Source organism: Streptomyces sp. NPDC051109 (genome assembly GCF_044455885.1).
Taxonomy (GTDB): Bacteria; Actinomycetota; Actinomycetes; order Streptomycetales; family Streptomycetaceae; genus Streptomyces.
Genome location: NZ_JBITFF010000009.1, coordinates 41,427 through 59,100, shown reverse-complemented (window position 1 = coordinate 59,100; position 17,674 = coordinate 41,427). Strand labels below are relative to the sequence as shown.

Sequence of the window (17,674 nt, the reverse complement as noted above, 5' to 3'; positions counted from 1 at the left end):
GGACAACATGAGGGAGCGCTTCGTCTCCGTCACTTCGCGCGCGCTCGACGGGGATCCGCGGCTGGCGCTCGTGCTCGCCGAGATCACCATGGACGGGTTCCGGCCCGCCCGGCAGCGCCATCCGGATCGGGTGGTCAACGTCGGGATCCGGGAGCAGCTGCTGATCGGGGTCGGCGGCGGGCTGGCCCTGACCGGGCTGAGGCCGATCGTGCACACGTTCGCCAGCTTCCTGGTGGAGCGGCCGTTCGAGCAGGTCAAGCTGGACTTCGGGCACCAGGGCACGGGCGGAGTGCTGGTCAGCGCGAGCGCCAGCTACGACTGGCCGGCCGGCGGGCTCACGCACATGGCGCCGGGCGACGTGGCGCTGATGGACACCCTCCACGGCTGGACCGTCCACGTGCCGGGGCACCCGGACGAGGCCGAGGCGCTGCTGCGGCACGCCTACGCCGCCGGGGACGACAAGGTCTACGTACGCCTCTCGCAGCAGTCGAACGCCGCCCCGCGCCCGGTGGACGGCGCGGGCTTCCTGACCGTGCGGGAGGGCGGCCCCGGCGCCGCCGTCGTCGTCGCCGCCGGGCCGCTGCTGGACAACGTGCTCGCCGCGACGGAGGGGTTGGACGTGACCGTGCTGTACGCCACCACCGTGCGGCCCTTCGACGACGCGGCCCTGCGCGGGGCGGTCGGCCGGGGCAGGGCCGACGTCGTCCTCGTCGAGCCGTACCTGGCCGGCACCTCCACGGCCGCCACCGCCCAGGCCCTGACGCACGTCCCGCACCGGGTCCTCGGCCTCGGCGTCGGCCGCGCCGAGCTCCGCCGCTACGGCACGATGGAGGAGCACACCGCCGCGCACGGCCTCGATCCGCACTCCCTCCGCGAGCGGATCGGCGCCTTCGTCCAGCCCCGCTAGCGGGCCGGTTCCGGGTGGGCCGCGACGGGGCGTCCGGGGGCCGCCGGGAGCCGGGCGATCGGCAGACCCGCTGCCGGCGGCCGTAGCGGCCGCCACCGGCAACCGCTCCCGGGCGGCCGCTCAGCCGGTGCGCAGGGTGTCCTCCCGGGCGTGGATGATCTCCAGGAGGTCCGCCGCCAGCGATTTGGCCGTGGCCAGGCCCTTCAGGCCCCAGCGGCGGGGTTCCACGTCGACCGCGCAGACCGTGCCCAGGACGGCCCCCGTCCGGTCGATCAGCGGGGCGCCCACGTACGAGCGGACCCCGCTCTCGTCCACCACCGCGTTGCCCGCGAAGCGCGCGAAGTCCCGTACGTCCTCCAGCACCAGCGCCCGGCGCCGCACCACCACGTGCGGGCAGTACCCGTGGTCCCGGGGCAGCACCCGCGCCGGGTACCCGCTCGCCGGCGCGTCCGGCGCGTGGTGCAGCCCGGCGAAGAACTGCCGCTCCTCACCGACGAAGTTGACCCCCGCGTACGGGGCCGCCAGGACCTCGGCGATCTGCCGGGCGAAGGCGTCGAGCTCCGTGTCCGCCCGCTCCCCCAGGCCCAGTTCGCGCAGCCGGACGGCGCGCGCGGGCGCCTCCCGGTCCACCGGCGTGAGCAGCAGGTGTCCGGTCGACTCGTAGTACGTCATCGCGGTTTCCCCCCATCCCGATTCCATGACTTCGACGACTTGTCCGTCGCCGCCGTGAAGAGCAAGTGGTGGACCAGGGCGGCCAGCGCCCCGGTCCCCGAGCTGGCCAGCCGCGCGTCGCACCGTACGACGGGCACCTCCGTCCCGAGCCCCACCGCCTCGCGCACCTCGGCGGCGGTGTAGCGGTGGCCCTCGTCGAACTCGTTGACGGCGACGATGAACCCGATGCCGCGCCGCTCGAAGAAGTCCACCGCCGGGAAGCAGTCGGCGAGCCGGCGGGTGTCCGCGAGCACCACCGCGCCGAGCGCGCCCGCGCACAGCTCCTCCCACAGGAACCAGAAGCGCTGCTGCCCCGGCGTCCCGAAGAGGTAGAGGACGTGCCGCTCGTCCAGGGTGATCCGGCCGAAGTCGAGCGCGACGGTCGTCGACGTCTTCGCCTCCACCCCGTCGAGCGGGTCGGGTTCCTCGCTGAGCCCGCTGAGCAGCTCCTCCGTGCACAGCGGCTCGATCTCGCTCACCGCGCCCACGAAGGTCGTCTTGCCCGCCCCGAACCCGCCCGCGACCAGGATCTTCAGCGTCGCGGGCAGGGCCGGGGCGAGGCGGGTGTCACAGTCGTCGGCGTAGGCCATCGAGCACCGCCCGGAGCAGGTTCTGGTCGTCGGCGGCGACGTATCCGCCGCCCGGGAACCGCGGCGCCTGCGCCGTGACGGCCCCGAATTCCATCAGGTCGGACAGCAGCACCTTCACCACCACCGCCGGCAGCCGCAGCTGTCCGGCCACCTCGGCGACGGTGACGGCCGCGGAGCCCGCGCACAGGCGCAGCGCCAGCGTGTGCTCCGCGCCGAGCGGGCCGCGCGGCCGTACCCCCGTCGCGGTCACCAGGGACAGCAGGTCGAGCGCGGCGGCCGGACGGGTCCGCCCGCCGCTGGCGGTGTACGGGCGCATCACCCGGCCCGCCGAATCGTCGAGCCAGGGAGTGTCCCGCGGAGCGCCCATGCCGTACGGGGCGCGGGCGCGCATCACTCCGGGTCGCCGACGGGCCGCCGCGGCGGGGCCGCCAGGTACGGTCGGACGCTCTTGACCAGCATCGCCATCTCGTAGCCGAGCACGCCCGCGTCGGCCTCCCGGTCGGCCAGGACCGCGAGGCAGGTGCCCGCCCCGGCGGCCGACACGAACACGAGCGCGGTGTCGAGCTCGACCACCACCTGACGGACCTCCGCGCCGTCCCCGAACCGGGATCCGGCGCTCCGCCCGAGCGAGTACAGCCCGGAGGCCAGGGCCGCCAGGTGGTCGGCGCTGTCTTTGTCGAGGCCGTGGACGCACGTGACGAGGCCGTCGGCGGTGAGGAGGACCGCGCTGCGCGTGTAGGGGACCCGCTGGACCAGGCCGCTGAGCAGCCAGTCGAGGTCCGAGAGCCGGCTGGTCTTCGTCGCCGCTTCGCCGCCCATGGTGGTGCGCTCCTTGCTGAGGTGAGAGGTCGGGGTCATAGCTGGTTCTCCGACTGGGCGAGGCCGAAGCCCCGTTGGAAGGCGGCCATCAGGCCCGGGTCGTGCACGGGTTGTTCGGGTGTGTCGGCCGGCCGCGGGGCGGGGGCGTCCCGCAGCTGCGGGACGAGGTGGTGCTGGGCCCGGCGCCGGGGCAGCGGCGGCCGGTCGGGATCCGTGCGGGCGGCCGGTACGGAGACCACCGCCATGGCCGGCGGGGCCACCGGCGCGGGCGCGAAAGCGGGCGCGGGCGCGGGCGCGGGCGTGGCGGCGGGCACGGGCGTGGCGGCGGGCACGGGCGTGGCGGCGGGCACGGGCGCCGGATGCGCCGGCTCCCGTACGACGGGCCTCGCGGCCGGCCGTACGGCCGGTCCCGCGCCCGGGCTCACGGCCGGCGCCCGGCCCGGCGGGATCACGTCCAGCCCCAGGTCGAGGCCCAGGTCCAGGGTCGTCTCGACGTCCGGCACCTCCCTCGGCTCCGGCGGCCGCACACGCGTCCGCGGGTGCGGCGCGGACGGCGCCGCCCAGGTCGGTGCCGCCGGCTCCGGCTCCCGTCGGAGCGGTGGTTCCGGCCTCGGCCTCGGCTGCGGCTGCGGCTGCGGCTGCGGCTGCGGCACCGCCACCCGTACGGGCTCCAGCGGAGGCATGCCGGCGCCCCCGTCACCGGTCCCCCACGACGTGGCCCGGGAGCCCCCGAGCGCATCTGCGGCGCTCGGCGCCTCCGCCCCCAGCAGCTCCTGCGGCAGCACCAGCACCGCGAGCACCCCGCCGTAGATGTTGGACTTGAGCTCGACGGCGATCCCGTGCCGCCGGGCCAGAGCCGACACCACGAACAGGCCGATCCGTCCGTCCGCCAGCAGGTGCCGGACGCTGATCTGGTCGGGGTCGACGAGCAGGGCGTTCATCCGGTGCTGCTCCGCGGCCGGCAGGCCCAGCCCGCGGTCCTCCACCTCGACGGCGATGCCCGCGGTGACCCGCTCGGCGCGCACCACCACGTCGGTGTCGGGGGCGGAGAACACCGTGGCGTTCTCGACCAGTTCGGCCAGCAGGTGCACGACGTCGGCGACGGCGTGGCCCCGTACGGTGCCGCACGCCGGGGGCACCACCTTGACCCGCGTGTACTGCTCGACCTCCGCGACGGAGGAGCGCAGCACCTCGCTCAGGTCGATGGGCCGGGTCCACTGGCGCCGGGAGGCGGCGCCGCCGAGCACGGCCAGGTTCTCGGCGTGGCGGCGGATCCGGGTGGCGAGGTGGTCGACGTGGAAGAGCTCCTTGAGGAGGTCGGGGTCCTCGACCGTGTCCTCCAGCTCGTCGAGCAGCGAGATCTCCCGGTGCACGAGGGACTGGAGGCGGCGCGCGAGGTTGACGAAGACCTCGACCTTGCGGTCGCTGTCGGACGGCGCGGCCGGGCCGGCCAGCCGTACGAGGGTCGTGTGCGCGTGTTCGCGGGCGCCGCGCAGCTCCTGGGAGAGCAGCCAGAACTCGTCGACGCGGTCCGGGTCGGTCCCGGGCGGCGGCGCCGTCGGTCCGCCGCGGACCGGGCGGACCGGCGGCTCGCCCCGTTCCAGCCGCTCGGCGGCGGTGCGCAGCTCCTGGCGTCCGCGCACACTGGAGCGGCGCAGTGCCTCGCAGCGGTCCCGGACGGCCTTGGCCGAGCGCTGGGCTCCGAGCAGGGCGGCGGCCAGCGCGCCGATGACGAGCAGCGCGCAGCCCGCGAGGACCGGCCAGAGCCGGGCGTCCCGCTCCCCCGCGCCCCCGCCGAGCTGCAGCGTGAAGATCACCGCGGCGGCGCCGCTGAGCGCGGCGGCGAGCGTGGGCAGCAGAGCGGCGCGGACCAGCTGGGGCCGTATCTGCCGGCCGGGACCGGTGACGGAGTGTCTCGACGGGGCGTGGCGGGCGGCGCGGAGTCCGGACATCGGCGTCCTCTACGTGGGGCCCGGGCCCCCAGGGTTCCGGGGCCCGGTGTGGATCACGGTGTTGATCACCGGATACCCACGCTAGACCGCAGGATCCCGCCGCTGACAGCCAGTTGGGGAACTTCGCCGGGGTGCTTCCCGCTCCCGATGGAGCGCTCGTACGGCAGCCCGAATCCGCCGGGGGGCGCACGTTCGCGAGGACCGTACGGGACGCGCACCCCCCATCCGCGGAAACAACCCCCTACGAGCCGACGGCCTCCGGTTCCTCGTGCGCCGCGGCCGAGGGCCGGGCGGTCGCGACCGGGCGGGACGGCGTCGCCGGGACGGGCGTGGCCGAGGCCACGAACGGGCGCCACCACGGCTCGCTCGGGGCGCCCGCGTCGCCCGGCTCGAACGGCTGGCCCGGGATCGGCAGCGCGATCGCCGCCCCGGTGGCCTCGGCGGCGGCCATGGTGCCCTCGCCGGGCTCGTCCCACGGGTGCAGCGCCAGGTTGAAGGTGCCCCAGTGGATCGGCAGCATGGTGCCGTGCGGGATCCCGCCCTGGAGGTCGAGGTGGGCCTGCATGCCCTCCTCGGGGGTCATGTGGATGTCGGGCCAGTACTCCGAGTACGCACCGATCTGGATCATGGTGGCGTCGAAGGGGCCGTGCGCGGCGCCGATCTCCGCGAACCCGGGGAAGTACCCGGTGTCGCCGCTGTGGAAGATCCGGTGCTCGTCGCCCGCGACCACCCACGAGGCCCACAGGGTGTTCTGCTGGTTGCGCAGGCCGCGCCCGCAGAAGTGCCGTGCCGGGGTCGCCGTCAGGGAGAGCCCCGCGATCTCGGTGGCCTCGTTCCAGTCGAGCTCGCGCAGCCGGTTCGGCGACACCCCCCAGCGCTCCAGGTGGGCGCCGACGCCGAGCGGCACGGCGAAGACCGTGTCCGTCCCGGCCAGCTCCTTGATGGTCGGCAGGTCGAGGTGGTCGTAGTGGTCGTGCGAGATCACCACGGCGTCGACCGGCCCCAGCGAGGCCAGCGGTACGGGGACGGGGTGCAGGCGCTTGGGCCCGGCGAACGGGAACGGGGAGCACCGCTCACCCCACACCGGGTCGAACAGCACCCGCCGCCCGTCGATCTCCGCGAGCACGCCCGAGTGCCCCATCCAGGTCAGGCGCAAGCCGCTCACCGGCGGCTTCGCCAGCTCGGCGAGCGTCGTCGGGTACACCGGGATCGGCGCGCCCGGGTTGCGCCGGGTCCGCTGCTCCTTGTGGAAGTAGATCTTGGCGAACTCCGTCATGGAGCCGGAGGGCCTGGTCCGGGCCCCGACCGGGTTCTGGAAGACGCCGTCGGCGAAGTTCGGCGAGCGCCGGATCCGCTCCAGGCGGGCACCGGACGGATCCGCGCCGAAGGCTTCGGGCCGCAGGGCGCGCAGCCGGGGACGCAGGGGACGGGAGCCGGTCAAAGCGCCTCCTGGGAGGGTGGGGCGGATGGGCGTGAGGCAGTACGGAGTACCGGTCTACCACCTTGCCAACGCGCACCGGCCCCGAAGGATTCCGCCGCGCGCCTGCGTCCTCGCTCCCGCTCCTCCCGCCCCCTCCGCGGCCCTTGCGTCCCCTTCCCCCGCGCCCGCCCCGCCTTCTACAGCGGCAGCAGGTCCGGACGCTTCGCCTCCACGTGGTCCCCGGAGGACTCCCCGCGCAGCCGCCGCCCGATCCAGGGCACCAGATACTCCCGCGCCCACTGGATGTTGTCCCGGGTCACGTCCACCGAGCCGCGCGGCTGCTGCGGCGGCCACGGCTGGTCGGGGTCGGTCGGCACCTCCAGCCCCAGCACCTGGGCGGCGCGCAGCGCGACCCGGGTGTGCCCCTCGGGCGACAGGTGCAGCCGGTCGTCGTCCCAAGCCCGGCGGTCCTGCACGGACTTCAGGGACCAGAGGTCGAGCACCGGGCAGTCGTAGCGGTCTGCGATGGCGCGCACGTGCGCGTTGTACGTCGCGATCTTGCCCCGCAGGTGCTTGAGGACCGGAACGCCCCGGGTGTCGAAGCCCGTGGTGATCATGACCTGGCCGACGGCCCCGGTGAGGTCGGCGACCGCCGCCTCGAACCGCTCCGCCGCGTCGTCCGGGTCGCTGCCGGGCCGGATGATGTCGTTGCCGCCCGCGCAGAAGCTCACCAGGTCGGGTGCGAGCTCCTTGGCCCGGGGGACCTGTTCGGCCACGATCTGGTCGAGGAGGCGCCCCCGCACGGCCAGGTTCGCGTACCGGAATTCGTTTTCCTCGCGCTGATCGGCCAGGAGTACGGCCAGCCGGTCCGCCCAGCCGAGAAAGGTCCCCCCGGGCCCCGGGTCCCCCACACCCTCGGTGAAGCTGTCCCCGATCGCCGCGTACGAGCCGATGGTCTTGAGTGTCGTCTTCGTCGCTGCCACGAGAACACATCCTTCACCCCGGCACGTGACCTACGCCACCGTAGGCAGGGGTTGACGGACCGTGATCTATACCACCCGGTCGGTACGGAATAACAGCGCGTGGGGCCGGGACCCCCCTCGGGTCCCGGCCCCACGTGTCCGGCTGCCTCTCCGACGGCGAGCCGTCAGATGCTCACGCCCTTCGAGCGGAGGTAGGCGAGCGGGTCGATGTCCGAGCCGTAGGACGGCCCGGTGCGGATCTCGAAGTGCAGGTGCGGGCCGGTCGAGTTGCCGGTGGAGCCGGAGAGGCCGATGGTCTGGCCGCCGGTGACGCTCTGGCCGACCGAGACGGAGAGCTGGGAGAGGTGGCCGTACTGGGAGTACTTGCCGTCGGCGTGACGGATGACGACCTCGTTGCCGTACGCGCCGCCCCAGCCGGCGGAGACCACGGTGCCCGCGCCGACGGCGCGGACGGTGGTGCCCGAGCTCGCGATGAAGTCGACACCGGTGTGGTAACCGCTGGACCACATGGCGCCGGGGGTCTTGTACTGGGTGGAGATCCCGCCACCGCCGACGGGGGCGACGAAGCCGGCGGCGCTGACCGTGCCGGCGGCGGACTTGGCGGCGGCGCTCTTCTTGGCGGGCGCGGGCGCGGGCGCGGGCGCGGCGGGGGCCGGAGCGGCGGGGGCCGGAGCGGCGGCCGCGGAGCCCTCGGCGTCCGAGGCGGAGGCCGGGGCGGAGTCCGAGGACTTCTTCGCCGGGGCCGGGGCCGCCTTCTCCGCGGGAGCCGGGGCGTCCCCGCCCTTCACGCCGAGGGCCAGCTTCAGCCCGGGGTGGATCAGCGAGGGGTCGGCGCCGACGGCCTCGCGGTTGTCGGCGTACAGCTGCTGCCAGCCGCCCGAGAGGTGGCGGTCCTGGGCGATCTTGGAGAGGTAGTCCCCCGGCACGACCGTGTAGACGGCCGAAGTGGCCGGGGAGCCCTGCTCGGCAGCGGCGGGCGCGGCCTGGAGGGCCGCCGGCAACTGCGGGGCCTGCACGGGAGCCGCAGCGGGTGCGGCGGCCGGAGCGCCGGCCGCGTGGGCGCCGGCGGCACCCAGCAGCGGCAGCGCGAGGGCCGCACCGCCGGTGCCCGCGACGGCGAAGCCGCGCGCCACGGAACGGGACTTGGGACGTCGGTGCTTACCCTTTGCAGGCATGGCGAATTCCTCTCCGTCGCCTGCGAGGTGAGCTGTCGGGTTCGGACTGGAGATGTCCGGCCGTGCATGAACAGAACATGAACGGCTTCACCCCGAGCTGCTCCGATGCGAATGATCGGGAACAGCGGCCTACCTGGTTCCCCCGCTCCTGCCGCGCGCGTGAATAGTCGGGTGCGGTTTCCGGACGGCGGCAGGATTCGGCGGTCCATCCGGATCGATCGCGAAGGTAATCGAGTTGAGCCGCACCGAACAAGCCACGAATTTCCTGACGGATTCACAGAAGCGGGAATCCGCCGGAATTCCGGTCACCCTGCGTCCATTCCCCGGCGCCAACAACCGCCCCGGCCGGGCCATTCGGCTTCGACGATCAGGCACTCACGGTCACCGTATGATCTGGCTCACGGGGCCGCGCCCGATCTCGCCTCCGGTTATGGCAAGTTGGCCCCAAGTAGTGTAATTCGGACAGATCGCGACGACGCGGAGGAGTTCCCGTGACCCAGCAGATACCCCGGCCCCCGCGGACGGAGCCCGTACCGGAGCCCGAACTCGCGGGGGTGCGCAACTTCCGTGACGTGGGCGGCCTCCCGACCACCGACGGCCGGAGGGTCAAGCCGGGAATACTGTTCCGTAGCGGACATCTGGCACATGCCACCGAAACCGATGCAGAATTCCTCGCATCGCTCGGCCTGCACACCGTCTTCGACTTCCGCAACGACGCCGACCACGCCCTGGAGGGGCCAGACGTCGAGCTCCCCGGCGTACGGAACGTCAACATCCCGCTGTCGGATCCGGCCGACGGCAAGGAGTTCTGGAAGATGGTCCGCGACGGCGGCATCGAACAGCTCCGCGGACTCCTCGGCGGGGGGAGGGCCGCCGACCGGATGGCCACGTCGTACCGCTCGATGATCGAGAACCGCACCGCCGAGCACAGCCGGGTCGTGCACGCCCTCGCCGAGGAGAGCGTTCCGGCGCTCATGCACTGCGCGGCCGGCAAGGACCGGGCCGGCCTGGCGATCGCCGTCACCCTGCTCGCGCTGGGCGTCGAGCGCGAGGCGATCGTGGCGGACTACCTGGAGTCCAACGCCCCGCACCGCCGCTACCGGGTGCGCCGCGGCAGCGATGCGCCCGAGGCCCGCTCCCCCGAGGTGATGGAGTTGCTCTCGCCGCTCTTCGACGCCCGGGCCGAGTACCTGACGGCCGCCTTCGACGCCATCGACGAGCACTGGGGCGGGGTCGACCGGTACCTCGCCGAGGGCCTCGGACTCGCGCCCGAGACCCTCGACCGGCTGCGGGACCGGCTGCTCGACTGAGCCCGGCCGCCGTGAGCAGGAGCAGGCCGTCAGCCGCCGCCGACGGCCTGCTTCACCAGCGTCCTGCCGAAGTCCCACATCAGGGCGCCCCCGCCGTGCGCCTCGTCCATGACCTCGCGGAAGGCTCCGACGAACCGGTCGACGTCCCCCTCGTCCACGATCAGCGGCGGGATCAGCTTGATGACCTCCAGGTGGTCGCCCGACACCTGCGTCAGGATCCGGTGCTTCTGCAGCAGCGGCACCACGACCATCTGCGCGAAGAGCCCCTTGCGGGCGGCCTGGAGCATGGTCCACCGGCTGCGCAGCCCGAGCGAGGACGGCCGCCCGAACTCGATCCCGATCATCAGGCCGCGCCCGCGCACCTCGTGGAGCAGCTCGTACTCGTCCACGAGCGCGGCGAGCCGCCCGCGCAGCAGGTCGCCCGTCGCGCGGGCGTTCGCGACCACCGACTCGTCCTCCATGACGGAGAGCACCGCGAGCCCGGCCGCCATCGCCTGCGCGTTGGAGCCGAAGCTGGCGGAGTGCACGAGCACCCGGTCCATGGACGAGTAGACCTTCTTGAAGATCCAGTCCTTGCCCAGGGTCGCGCCCACCGGCACGTAACCGCCCGAAAGGGCCTTGGCCACGCACACCAGGTCCGGCTCCACGCCCGGCTCGTGCTGGTACGCGTAGAAATCACCGGTCCGGCCGAGACCCGTCTGCACCTCGTCCGCGATCAGCAGGGCCTTGTGCCGGTGGAGCAGCTCCTGCGCCGCCCGCAGGAATCCGGGCGGGGCCGCGAGCACGCCCTTGCCCTGGACCGGTTCGACGACGAAGGCGGCGACGTCGCCCCGCTTCAGCTCCCGCTCCAGGGCGGCCAGGTCCCCGAGGGCGATCTTCGTATCGGGCAGCAGCGGTGCGAAGCCGTCGCGGAACCCGCCCTCCCCGTTGACCGAGAGCGAGCCCGTGGTCAGGCCGTGGAAGGCGTGGTCGCAGTAGAGGACCCTCGTCCGTCCCGTGGCGTACCGGGCGAACTTCAGGGCCGTCTCCACCGCCTCGGTGCCGCTGTTGCCGAAGAAGACCCGGTCCAGGTGCGGGCTGTACGAGAGCAGCTTCTCCGCCAGCAGCCCGGGCAGCGGCTGGCAGTCGAAGCGGGTCAGGTCGGCGAGCTGCGCGTCCAGGACGTCGTGCAGGGCCCGGCGGACCACCGGGTGGTGCCGGCCCAGGCCCATCACCCCGAACCCGGCCAGCATGTCCAGGTAGTCGTTGCCCTCGGCGTCCCAGAAGTGCGCGCCCTCGGCCCGTACGTAGACCTTGTCGAAGCCGATCGTGTGCAGCATCCGGGGCAGCTGGTGGTTGAGGTGGCGCGCGTGGAGCTCGTACCGTTCCCCGCCCCGCTCGTCCAGCAGGGCGCGGAGGTCGAAGCCGGTCACTGCTTCTCCCGGTTCCCCGAGATCGTCTCGCGGGCGGCGCGCAGGGATTCCTTGAGGGAGCCCATGGTGGCGAGGACGGCGGTGGGCTCGTAGCCGCAGTGCGCCATGCAGTTCGCGCAGCGCGGGTCCTTCCCGCGGCCGTACTTGCTCCAGTCGGTTTCCTCGATCAGCTCCCGGTAGGTGGGCACGTACCCGTCGCTCATCAGGTAGCAGGGCCGCTGCCAGCCGAAGAGGGTGTAATTCGGAATGGCCCAGGCGGTGCACGGGAAATCCGCCTTGCCCTCCAGGAAGTCGAGGAACAGCGGGGAGTGGTTGAGCCGCCAGCGCCGCCGGTTCCCGCCCGCGAAGGTCTTCTTGAAGAGTTCCCGGGTCTGTTCGACGCCCAGGAAGTGCTCCTGGTCGGGTGCCTTTTCGTAGGCGTAGGCGGGCGAGATCATCATTTCGTCGACCTTGAGGTCGTCATTGAGGTAGTTGAGCACCTCGATGATCGTCTGCGGGGTGTCGGTGTTGAAGAAGGTGGAGTTGGTGGTGACCCGGAACCCGCGCCTCTTCGCCTCCTTGATGGCGGCGACCGCCTCGTCGAATACGCCTTCCTTGGCCACCGACTCGTCGTGGCGCTCGCGCAGTCCGTCGATGTGCACCGCGAAGGCGAAGTACGGGGACGGGGTGAACTTCTCGATCTTCTTGCGCAGCAGCATCGCGTTGGTGCACAGGAACACGTACTTCCGCTTCGCCACCAGCTGTCGGACGATCTCGTCGATCTGCGGGTGCATCAAGGGCTCACCACCCGCGATGGACACCATCGGCGCGCCGGACTCCAGGACGGCACCGACCGCCTGGGCCACCGGCATGCGCTGCTTGAGCACGCCCGCCGGGTGCTGGATCTTCCCGCACCCCTCGCACGCCAGATTGCAGGCGTAGAGCGGTTCCAGCTCGACGATCAGCGGGAACTTCTCACGCTTGCGGAGCTTCTGTTCGAGAAGATACGTCCCGACCCTGATGGACTGTCGCAGCGGCATGGCCATCTGGCTCACCTCCTGGGGAGCAGCAAAGAACGGTGCCAGTCATAAAACGCGGGCAGTACGGCACGCAATACGCGGAAGGCCGATATTCCTCCGCGGAGCGTGCCGATGCGGACGAGCTCATGCTCCGGAGCGTCCACGATCACCCGGACGGCCGCAACCGGACGGTTCCGGCCATCTGCGGCGGCCCGGGTGGCCGTCCACAGGGTGGCCGCGGACTCCATGTCCACCGCGATGGCGCCGGTGGCGCGCAGTTCGGCGCGCTCCTGGCCGCGGACGACGTGGTCGGATCCGGTCAGTGCGCCGGTGTGCACGGTCCGGCCCGGAGCGGCCCGGGCCAGTGCCTCGGCGAGCAGGGCGGTGCCGGCGCACGCGACGGTGCCCCGCGGATCCCGGGTCTCCTCGGCGACGACCAGGTCGCCGGGGCTCATGCCGGGGACCAGCCCGGCGCAGAACCCGGTGGCGAGGACGGGGGCCCGGCGCAGCCCGGGCTCGGCGAGCGCCCGGCCGACGGCCCGCTCGGCGGCGCGCGGGCCCATGCCCGTGCGCAACAGGGCGTACCCCGGTTCGGGTCGGGCGGCGCCGCGGCCGCCGCCGCTGCGCAGGGCCGCCTGCTCGATGCGCAGCGCGCAGGCGACCAGCAGCGGTGCGGGCTGCTCGGACGGTGCCGGGCCGTCGGCCCGGGCGGCGCCGGCCATCAGGCCTCCCCGGGCGCGAAGGGTTCCCCGTACAGGTAGCGGCCGAGCGCGGTGAGCGGGAACACCTGCCGGTACAGGTGGTAGTTGATGGAGAAGTCCCACGGGAAGCCGGTGCCGGTGAAGTACGGCTCGTCCCAGGAGCCGTCCCCGCGCTGGGTCTCCACCAGGTGCGCGATGCCGCGCTCGACGGCCTTGCCGTCCCGCTCCCCCGCCGAGAGCAGGGCCATCAGCGCCCACGCCGTCTGCGAGGGGGTCGAAGCGCCCTTCCCGGCCCACTCCGGGTCCTTGTACGAGCGCTGGTCCTCGCCCCATCCGCCGTCCTCGTTCTGTACGGATTCCAGCCAGCGCACGGCCCGCCGGATCGCGGGGTGCGCCGGAGCCAGGCCCGCGGCCGTCAGGGCCGGGACCACCGATCCGGTCCCGTACACGTAGTTGGTGCCCCAGCGGCCGAACCAGGCGCCGGTGGGCTCCTGTTCGGCGAGCAGCCAGGCGATGCCGCGCCGGGTCCGCGGGTCGGCCGCCTTGCCCTCGACGGCGAGCATCTCCACCACGTGGGCGGTGACGTCGGCCGACGGCGGGTCGATGACCTCGCCGAAGTCGCAGAACGGCAGCCGGTTCGGGAAGGGGCTGGTGTTGTCGGCGTCGAAGGCGCCCCAGGCGCCGTTCTTCGACTGCATCCCGAGGTTCCAGGACACCCCGCGGGCGATGGCCGCCTCGACCCGGGCCGGCTCCGGGTGCTTGATCCGGCGCAGCGCGAGCACCACCTCCGCGGTGTCGTCGATGTCGGGGTAGGTGTCGTTGTGGAACTCGAACGCCCAGCCTCCCGGGGCGAGTCCGGGGCGGCGCACGGCCCAGTCGCCGGTGCGGACGATCTCCTCGCCGAGCATCCAGTCGGCGGCCTTCACCAGGGCCGGGTGGTCGGGCGCCAGGCCCGCGTCGGCCAGGGCGATGGCGGCGAGGCAGGTGTCCCAGACCGGGGACTGGCAGGCCTCGATCATCCGGGCGCCGTCCTCGCGCCACACCGCGAACCGGTCCAGGGACTCCAGCCCGGCCCGCATCACCGGGTGGCCGAGGTCGTACCCGAGCAGGTGCAGGGCGATGACGGAGTACACGGCGGGCGGCTGGATCCCGCCCCAGCAGCCGTCGTTCTCCTGCCGCTCGATGATCCAGCGGGCGGCGGTGTCCATGGCGGCCTTGCGCAGCCGGCGCGGTGCGAACCTGCGGTAGGCGTGCAGGACCTTGTCCATCCGCTGGAAGGCGCCCTCCCAACTGACCAGCGGAGCAGGACGGTTGGCAGCGGGGTACGGGCGCCGCGCGTCGGTGTGCAGCTCGTCGAGGGCGAACGGGGCCGGGCGGACGGGCCGCTTCGCGGAGACCACGGTCAGCGGGACGATGGTCTGGCGGGCCCAGCAGCCGAAGTCGTAGATGTTCAGCGGCACCCAGGGCGGCAGGAAGACCAGCTCGGGCGGGAGTTCGGGCAGGTGGTCCCAGCTCCACCAGCCGAAGAGGGCCAGCCAGATCCGGGTGAAGACGCGGGCGGCGGCGATCCCCCCGTGGGCCCGGATCCAGGCCGAGGCGCGGGCCATGTGCGGGGCGTCGGGCTCGTCGCCGGCGAGCCGCAGGGCGACGTACGCCTCGATGGTGGCGGAGAGTTCGGGCGGCCCGCCGTGGAAGGTGGCCCAGGTGCCGTCCGTGCCCTGTTCGCCCCGGATGAAGAGGGCGGCGGCCTGCGTGGTGGCCTCGTCCCGGATCCCGAGGAACTGCCGGAGCAGCAGGTCCTCGGCGTCCATGGTGACGTTGGTCTCCAGGTCGCCCTTCCACCAGCCGGCCGCGTCCTGGCGGGCCAGCAGGTACCGGGTGGCCCGCGCGGCGGCCTCCCGGGCCCCCCGCAGTGCGGGGGGCCCGGGAGCGGGCGCGGTGTCAGCCGGATCGGCGCCGGGGGTACCGGCACCGTCGGTCGTCGCTGTCATGGCTTCCCCTTACGTGGCAGTGGTCCTCTGCTGTGCTGGGGTATGCCGTCGGCCGGGCGCTGCTGTCAGGCGGCGCCGGCCGGCGACTCGCGAGTCATATCCCTGCTCGGGTGGCGGTCACCTCTTGCGCACGACGACGAAGTCGGCGAGGGCGACGAGCTGTTCGCGCACCCGCTGCGGCATGTCCACGTCGTCGAGGGCGCGGATGGCGATGGCGTGCTGGCGGCGCGCCTCCTCGGCGGTCCACTCGCGCCCGCCCGCGGCCTCGATGAGCGCGGCGCGCGCCGCGAACTCCTCCTCCGAGAAGTTCTCGAAGTCGTTGCTCTTGGCGTCGGCGGCGAGCAGCTCGGCGAGTTCCTCGCAGGCGGGCCCGCCCGCCGCGAGGGCGGCGACGACCGGCAGGGACTTCTTGCGCTGGCGCAGGTCGCTCCAGGTCTGCTTGCCGGTGGCGTCCGGGTCGCCCCAGATGCCGAGGAGGTCGTCGACGGCCTGGAAGGCGAGGCCGAGGTGGTAGCCGTACTCTTCCAGCTTGTCGGCCGTAGGGTCGTCCGCGCCGCCGAGCACGGCGCCGATGGAGACCGCGCAGGCGAGCAGGGCGCCGGTCTTGTTGCCCTCCATCTCCAGGCACTCCTCGACGCTGACGCGCTCGCGGTGCTCGTAGGAGATGTCCTGGGCCTGCCCGTCGATGAGCTTGCGGCTGGCGGTGGTCAGGCGGCGCGCGGCGCGGCCGGCCTCGACGGTGCCGAGTTCCAGCAGGACCTCGTTGGCGAGGGCGAACAGCGCGTCGCCGACCAGGATCGCCAGCGCCGGGCCGTGCACCTTCCACACCGTGTCGCGGTGCCGGCGCTGCTCGTCGCCGTCCATCAGGTCGTCGTGGAGCAGCGAGAAGTTGTGGACGAGCTCGACGGCCACGGCGCCCGGGATGCCGACCTCGGCCGCGGCCCCCGCGGCCTCGGCGGAGAGCAGCGCGAGGGCGGGGCGCACGGCCTTGCCGCCGTCGCCGTCCGCCGCGTTGCCCTGGGCGTCGATCCAGCCGAAGTGGTACGCGGCGACGGTGTCCATGGGCGCCGCGAGCCGGTCGACCGCGGCTCGGAGCACGGGGGTCGACAGCGCGCGGCCGCGCTCCAGGAGCGCGAGCGTGTCCGCCTTCTCGGCGCCCCCTCCGGCTGCGCCGTTGCCGGCGTCCGTGTTCTCGACAGCCGGATTCCCCGGGTTCACTGGCTCTCCTCTGTGTCCTGTACGTGCTGCTGCGGTCGTGCTGGTGGTCGTCATGCCGCCTCCTGCAGGGGGTGCTCCCGGTGGCGGCCGAGTGCGGCGAGTGCGGCGTGCGCCGCGCTCAGTCCGCTGCGGACAGCGCCCTCCATGGTCGCGGGCCAACCGGTGGCGGTCCACGCACCGGCGAGGTAGAGGCCCGGCGTGTCGGTCCGCGCCCGGGGGCGCAGCCGGCCGACGCCGGGGGTGGGGGCGAACGTGGCGGTCCGCTCCCGGGTCACGAAGAAGTCCCGCACCTTGGCGCCGCGCGCCGCCGGCAGCAGCCGTTCCAGCTCGGGCAGGTACTTGGCGCGCAGCACCGAGACGGGCTCGTCGATGTCGTCCTGCGCGGCCGACTGGGACAGGGCCAGGTACTGGCCGCCGTCGGGAAGTCCGGAGGCGTCGGTGCGGTCGAACACCCACTGGACCGGGGAGCCGAGCGCGGCGAAGAAGGGCTGCTTGAGCACCTTGCGGTCGTAGACGACGTGTACGTTGAGGATGGGCGCGGTGCCGATGTCGAGGAGCTTGTCCGGGTCGGCGAGGGCTCCGGGCGGCAACAGTGCGTGCGCCTCGCGCTGCGGGACGGCGAGGACGACGGTGCCCGCGTCGAGGGACTCGCCCTCGGTGTCGACCCGCCAGTTCCCTTCCTGCGCACGGGAGATGCGGGTGACGCGGGTGCGCAGTTCGGTGCGTACGCCCGCCGCGTCGAGCTGCTTGCGGGCGAGGGTGTCGTGCAGGTCTCCGAGCGGGACGGTGGCCCAGCCGATGTCGGCGGCGCCGTTCTCGGAGAGCAGGCCGGTCTTGAAGACCATGGCGGCCAGGCCCAGCGAGCACTGGCCCGCGGTGGCATTGAGGGTGGCGATGCCGACGAGGTCCCACAGGGCCTCGATGGCGCGCGGGCTCTGGCCGTAGCGGCCGAGCCAGGTCGCGAAGTCCAGGCCGTCCAGCGCCGGGTCGGCGGGGTCGAGCCGGCGCAGCGCGAGGGCGGCGCGGCCGACGCTCGCCCGCTCGGCGAGCGAGAGGTGCGGGTAGCGGGCGAGGGAGCCCGCCAGGTGCAGGGGTACGGGCAGGGCGCTGCGGCGCAGCCGGCCCAGGCGCGGGCCGGCGGGGTGGGCGACGTCGAGTACGGGCACGTCGAGCCGGTCCTGGACGGGGGCGAGGGCGGCGCCCTCGACGCGGTCGAGGAACCACCGGTAGGCGGTGCAGCAGCGCAGGTAGACGTGCTGGCCGTTGTCGACGGTGAGGTCGCCGCGCTTGAAGGAGAAGGCGAGCCCGCCGAGCCGGGGGCGGCCTTCGAGCAGGGTGACCTTGAGCCCCGCGTCGGCGAGTTCGAGCGCGGCGCTCACTCCGGCGAGCCCGCCGCCGATGACGACGGCGCGGTCGTCGCTGCCGTTCATGAGCCCTCCCCGTCGGCGTGGCCTGCGGTGCCCGCCTGGAGGGACGCGGCCGCGCGG

16 protein-coding genes and 1 riboswitch are annotated in these 17,674 nt (G+C 73.6%); of the genes, 2 read left to right on the top strand and 14 right to left on the bottom strand.

The annotated features are described in order from the left end of the window. The first annotated feature begins 7 nt into the window (after positions 1–7). Positions 8–907 carry a transketolase family protein gene (locus tag ACIBAD_RS18455; protein ID WP_398907854.1) on the top strand — a complete coding sequence of 300 codons (900 nt, stop codon included), beginning with the start codon at positions 8–10 and terminating at the stop codon, positions 905–907. Between the two features lie 120 nt (positions 908–1,027). Here the strand turns inward: ACIBAD_RS18455 and ACIBAD_RS18450 are convergent, their stop codons facing one another. The 8 genes from ACIBAD_RS18450 to ACIBAD_RS18415 all read right to left on the bottom strand — a co-directional run bounded on the left by ACIBAD_RS18450 (position 1,028) and on the right by ACIBAD_RS18415 (position 8,557). Continuing rightward, positions 1,028–1,579: a GAF domain-containing protein gene (locus ACIBAD_RS18450; protein ID WP_030159755.1), complete on the bottom strand. Its 552-nt coding sequence runs from the start codon at positions 1,577–1,579 to the stop codon at positions 1,028–1,030. Next, complete coding sequence (locus ACIBAD_RS18445; RefSeq protein ID WP_134069747.1) at positions 1,576–2,208, bottom strand: ATP/GTP-binding protein; 633 nt, start codon at positions 2,206–2,208, stop codon at positions 1,576–1,578. Before ACIBAD_RS18445 ends, ACIBAD_RS18450 begins: the two co-directional genes overlap by 4 nt. Then, positions 2,186–2,575 (bottom strand): DUF742 domain-containing protein, encoded by a 390-nt coding sequence (locus ACIBAD_RS18440; protein ID WP_134074289.1) that lies wholly within the window; start codon positions 2,573–2,575, stop codon positions 2,186–2,188. Before ACIBAD_RS18440 ends, ACIBAD_RS18445 begins: the two co-directional genes overlap by 23 nt. A 23-nt stretch (positions 2,576–2,598) precedes the next feature. Continuing rightward, on the bottom strand, positions 2,599–3,027 hold the full coding sequence (locus ACIBAD_RS18435) for a roadblock/LC7 domain-containing protein (protein ID WP_134074290.1): 429 nt from the start codon (positions 3,025–3,027) through the stop codon (positions 2,599–2,601). A 35-nt stretch (positions 3,028–3,062) separates the two neighbouring features. Further along, positions 3,063–4,979, bottom strand: coding sequence for a sensor histidine kinase (locus ACIBAD_RS18430; protein ID WP_398907695.1), 1,917 nt, complete (start codon positions 4,977–4,979; stop codon positions 3,063–3,065). Between the two features lie 241 nt (positions 4,980–5,220). Continuing rightward, the gene (locus ACIBAD_RS18425; protein ID WP_398907694.1) at positions 5,221–6,420 is read right to left on the bottom strand and encodes an MBL fold metallo-hydrolase; all 1,200 of its coding nucleotides are present in this window, start codon (positions 6,418–6,420) and stop codon (positions 5,221–5,223) included. Between the two features lie 176 nt (positions 6,421–6,596). Then, the gene (locus tag ACIBAD_RS18420) at positions 6,597–7,382 is read right to left on the bottom strand and encodes an SGNH/GDSL hydrolase family protein (protein WP_132759517.1); all 786 of its coding nucleotides are present in this window, start codon (positions 7,380–7,382) and stop codon (positions 6,597–6,599) included. Positions 7,383–7,546: 164 nt separating this feature from the next. Further along, entirely contained in the window at positions 7,547–8,557 is a 1,011-nt protein-coding gene (locus tag ACIBAD_RS18415; RefSeq protein ID WP_398907693.1) for a peptidoglycan DD-metalloendopeptidase family protein, read from the bottom strand. A gap of 4 nt (positions 8,558–8,561) precedes the next feature. Further along, positions 8,562–8,770: riboswitch (cyclic di-AMP (ydaO/yuaA leader) on the bottom strand. 278 nt (positions 8,771–9,048) lie between these two features. Between ACIBAD_RS18415 and ACIBAD_RS18410 the strand changes: the two genes are divergently transcribed. Further along, positions 9,049–9,867, top strand: coding sequence for a tyrosine-protein phosphatase (locus ACIBAD_RS18410; protein ID WP_134069755.1), 819 nt, complete (start codon positions 9,049–9,051; stop codon positions 9,865–9,867). A 29-nt stretch (positions 9,868–9,896) separates the two neighbouring features. Here ACIBAD_RS18410 and ACIBAD_RS18405 read toward each other — a convergent pair whose 3' ends face one another. The 6 genes from ACIBAD_RS18405 to hpnE form a co-directional block, all read right to left on the bottom strand. Next, entirely contained in the window at positions 9,897–11,279 is a 1,383-nt protein-coding gene (locus ACIBAD_RS18405; protein WP_398907692.1) for an aspartate aminotransferase family protein, read from the bottom strand. Then, a complete protein-coding gene (gene hpnH, locus ACIBAD_RS18400) occupies positions 11,276–12,304 on the bottom strand; it encodes an adenosyl-hopene transferase HpnH (protein ID WP_134069759.1) in 1,029 nt (342 codons plus the stop codon). Before hpnH ends, ACIBAD_RS18405 begins: the two co-directional genes overlap by 4 nt. A 5-nt stretch (positions 12,305–12,309) precedes the next feature. Then, positions 12,310–12,999 (bottom strand): 1-hydroxy-2-methyl-2-butenyl 4-diphosphate reductase, encoded by a 690-nt coding sequence (locus ACIBAD_RS18395; protein ID WP_134069761.1) that lies wholly within the window; start codon positions 12,997–12,999, stop codon positions 12,310–12,312. After that, entirely contained in the window at positions 12,999–14,969 is a 1,971-nt protein-coding gene (gene shc, locus ACIBAD_RS18390) for a squalene--hopene cyclase (RefSeq protein ID WP_398907691.1), read from the bottom strand. Before shc ends, ACIBAD_RS18395 begins: the two co-directional genes overlap by 1 nt. Before the next feature lie 117 nt (positions 14,970–15,086). Next, positions 15,087–16,187 (bottom strand): polyprenyl synthetase family protein, encoded by a 1,101-nt coding sequence (locus tag ACIBAD_RS18385; RefSeq protein WP_398907690.1) that lies wholly within the window; start codon positions 16,185–16,187, stop codon positions 15,087–15,089. Between the two features lie 50 nt (positions 16,188–16,237). After that, positions 16,238–17,617 carry a hydroxysqualene dehydroxylase HpnE gene (gene hpnE, locus ACIBAD_RS18380; RefSeq protein ID WP_134069766.1) on the bottom strand — a complete coding sequence of 460 codons (1,380 nt, stop codon included), beginning with the start codon at positions 17,615–17,617 and terminating at the stop codon, positions 16,238–16,240. Positions 17,618–17,674: the final 57 nt, after the last annotated feature.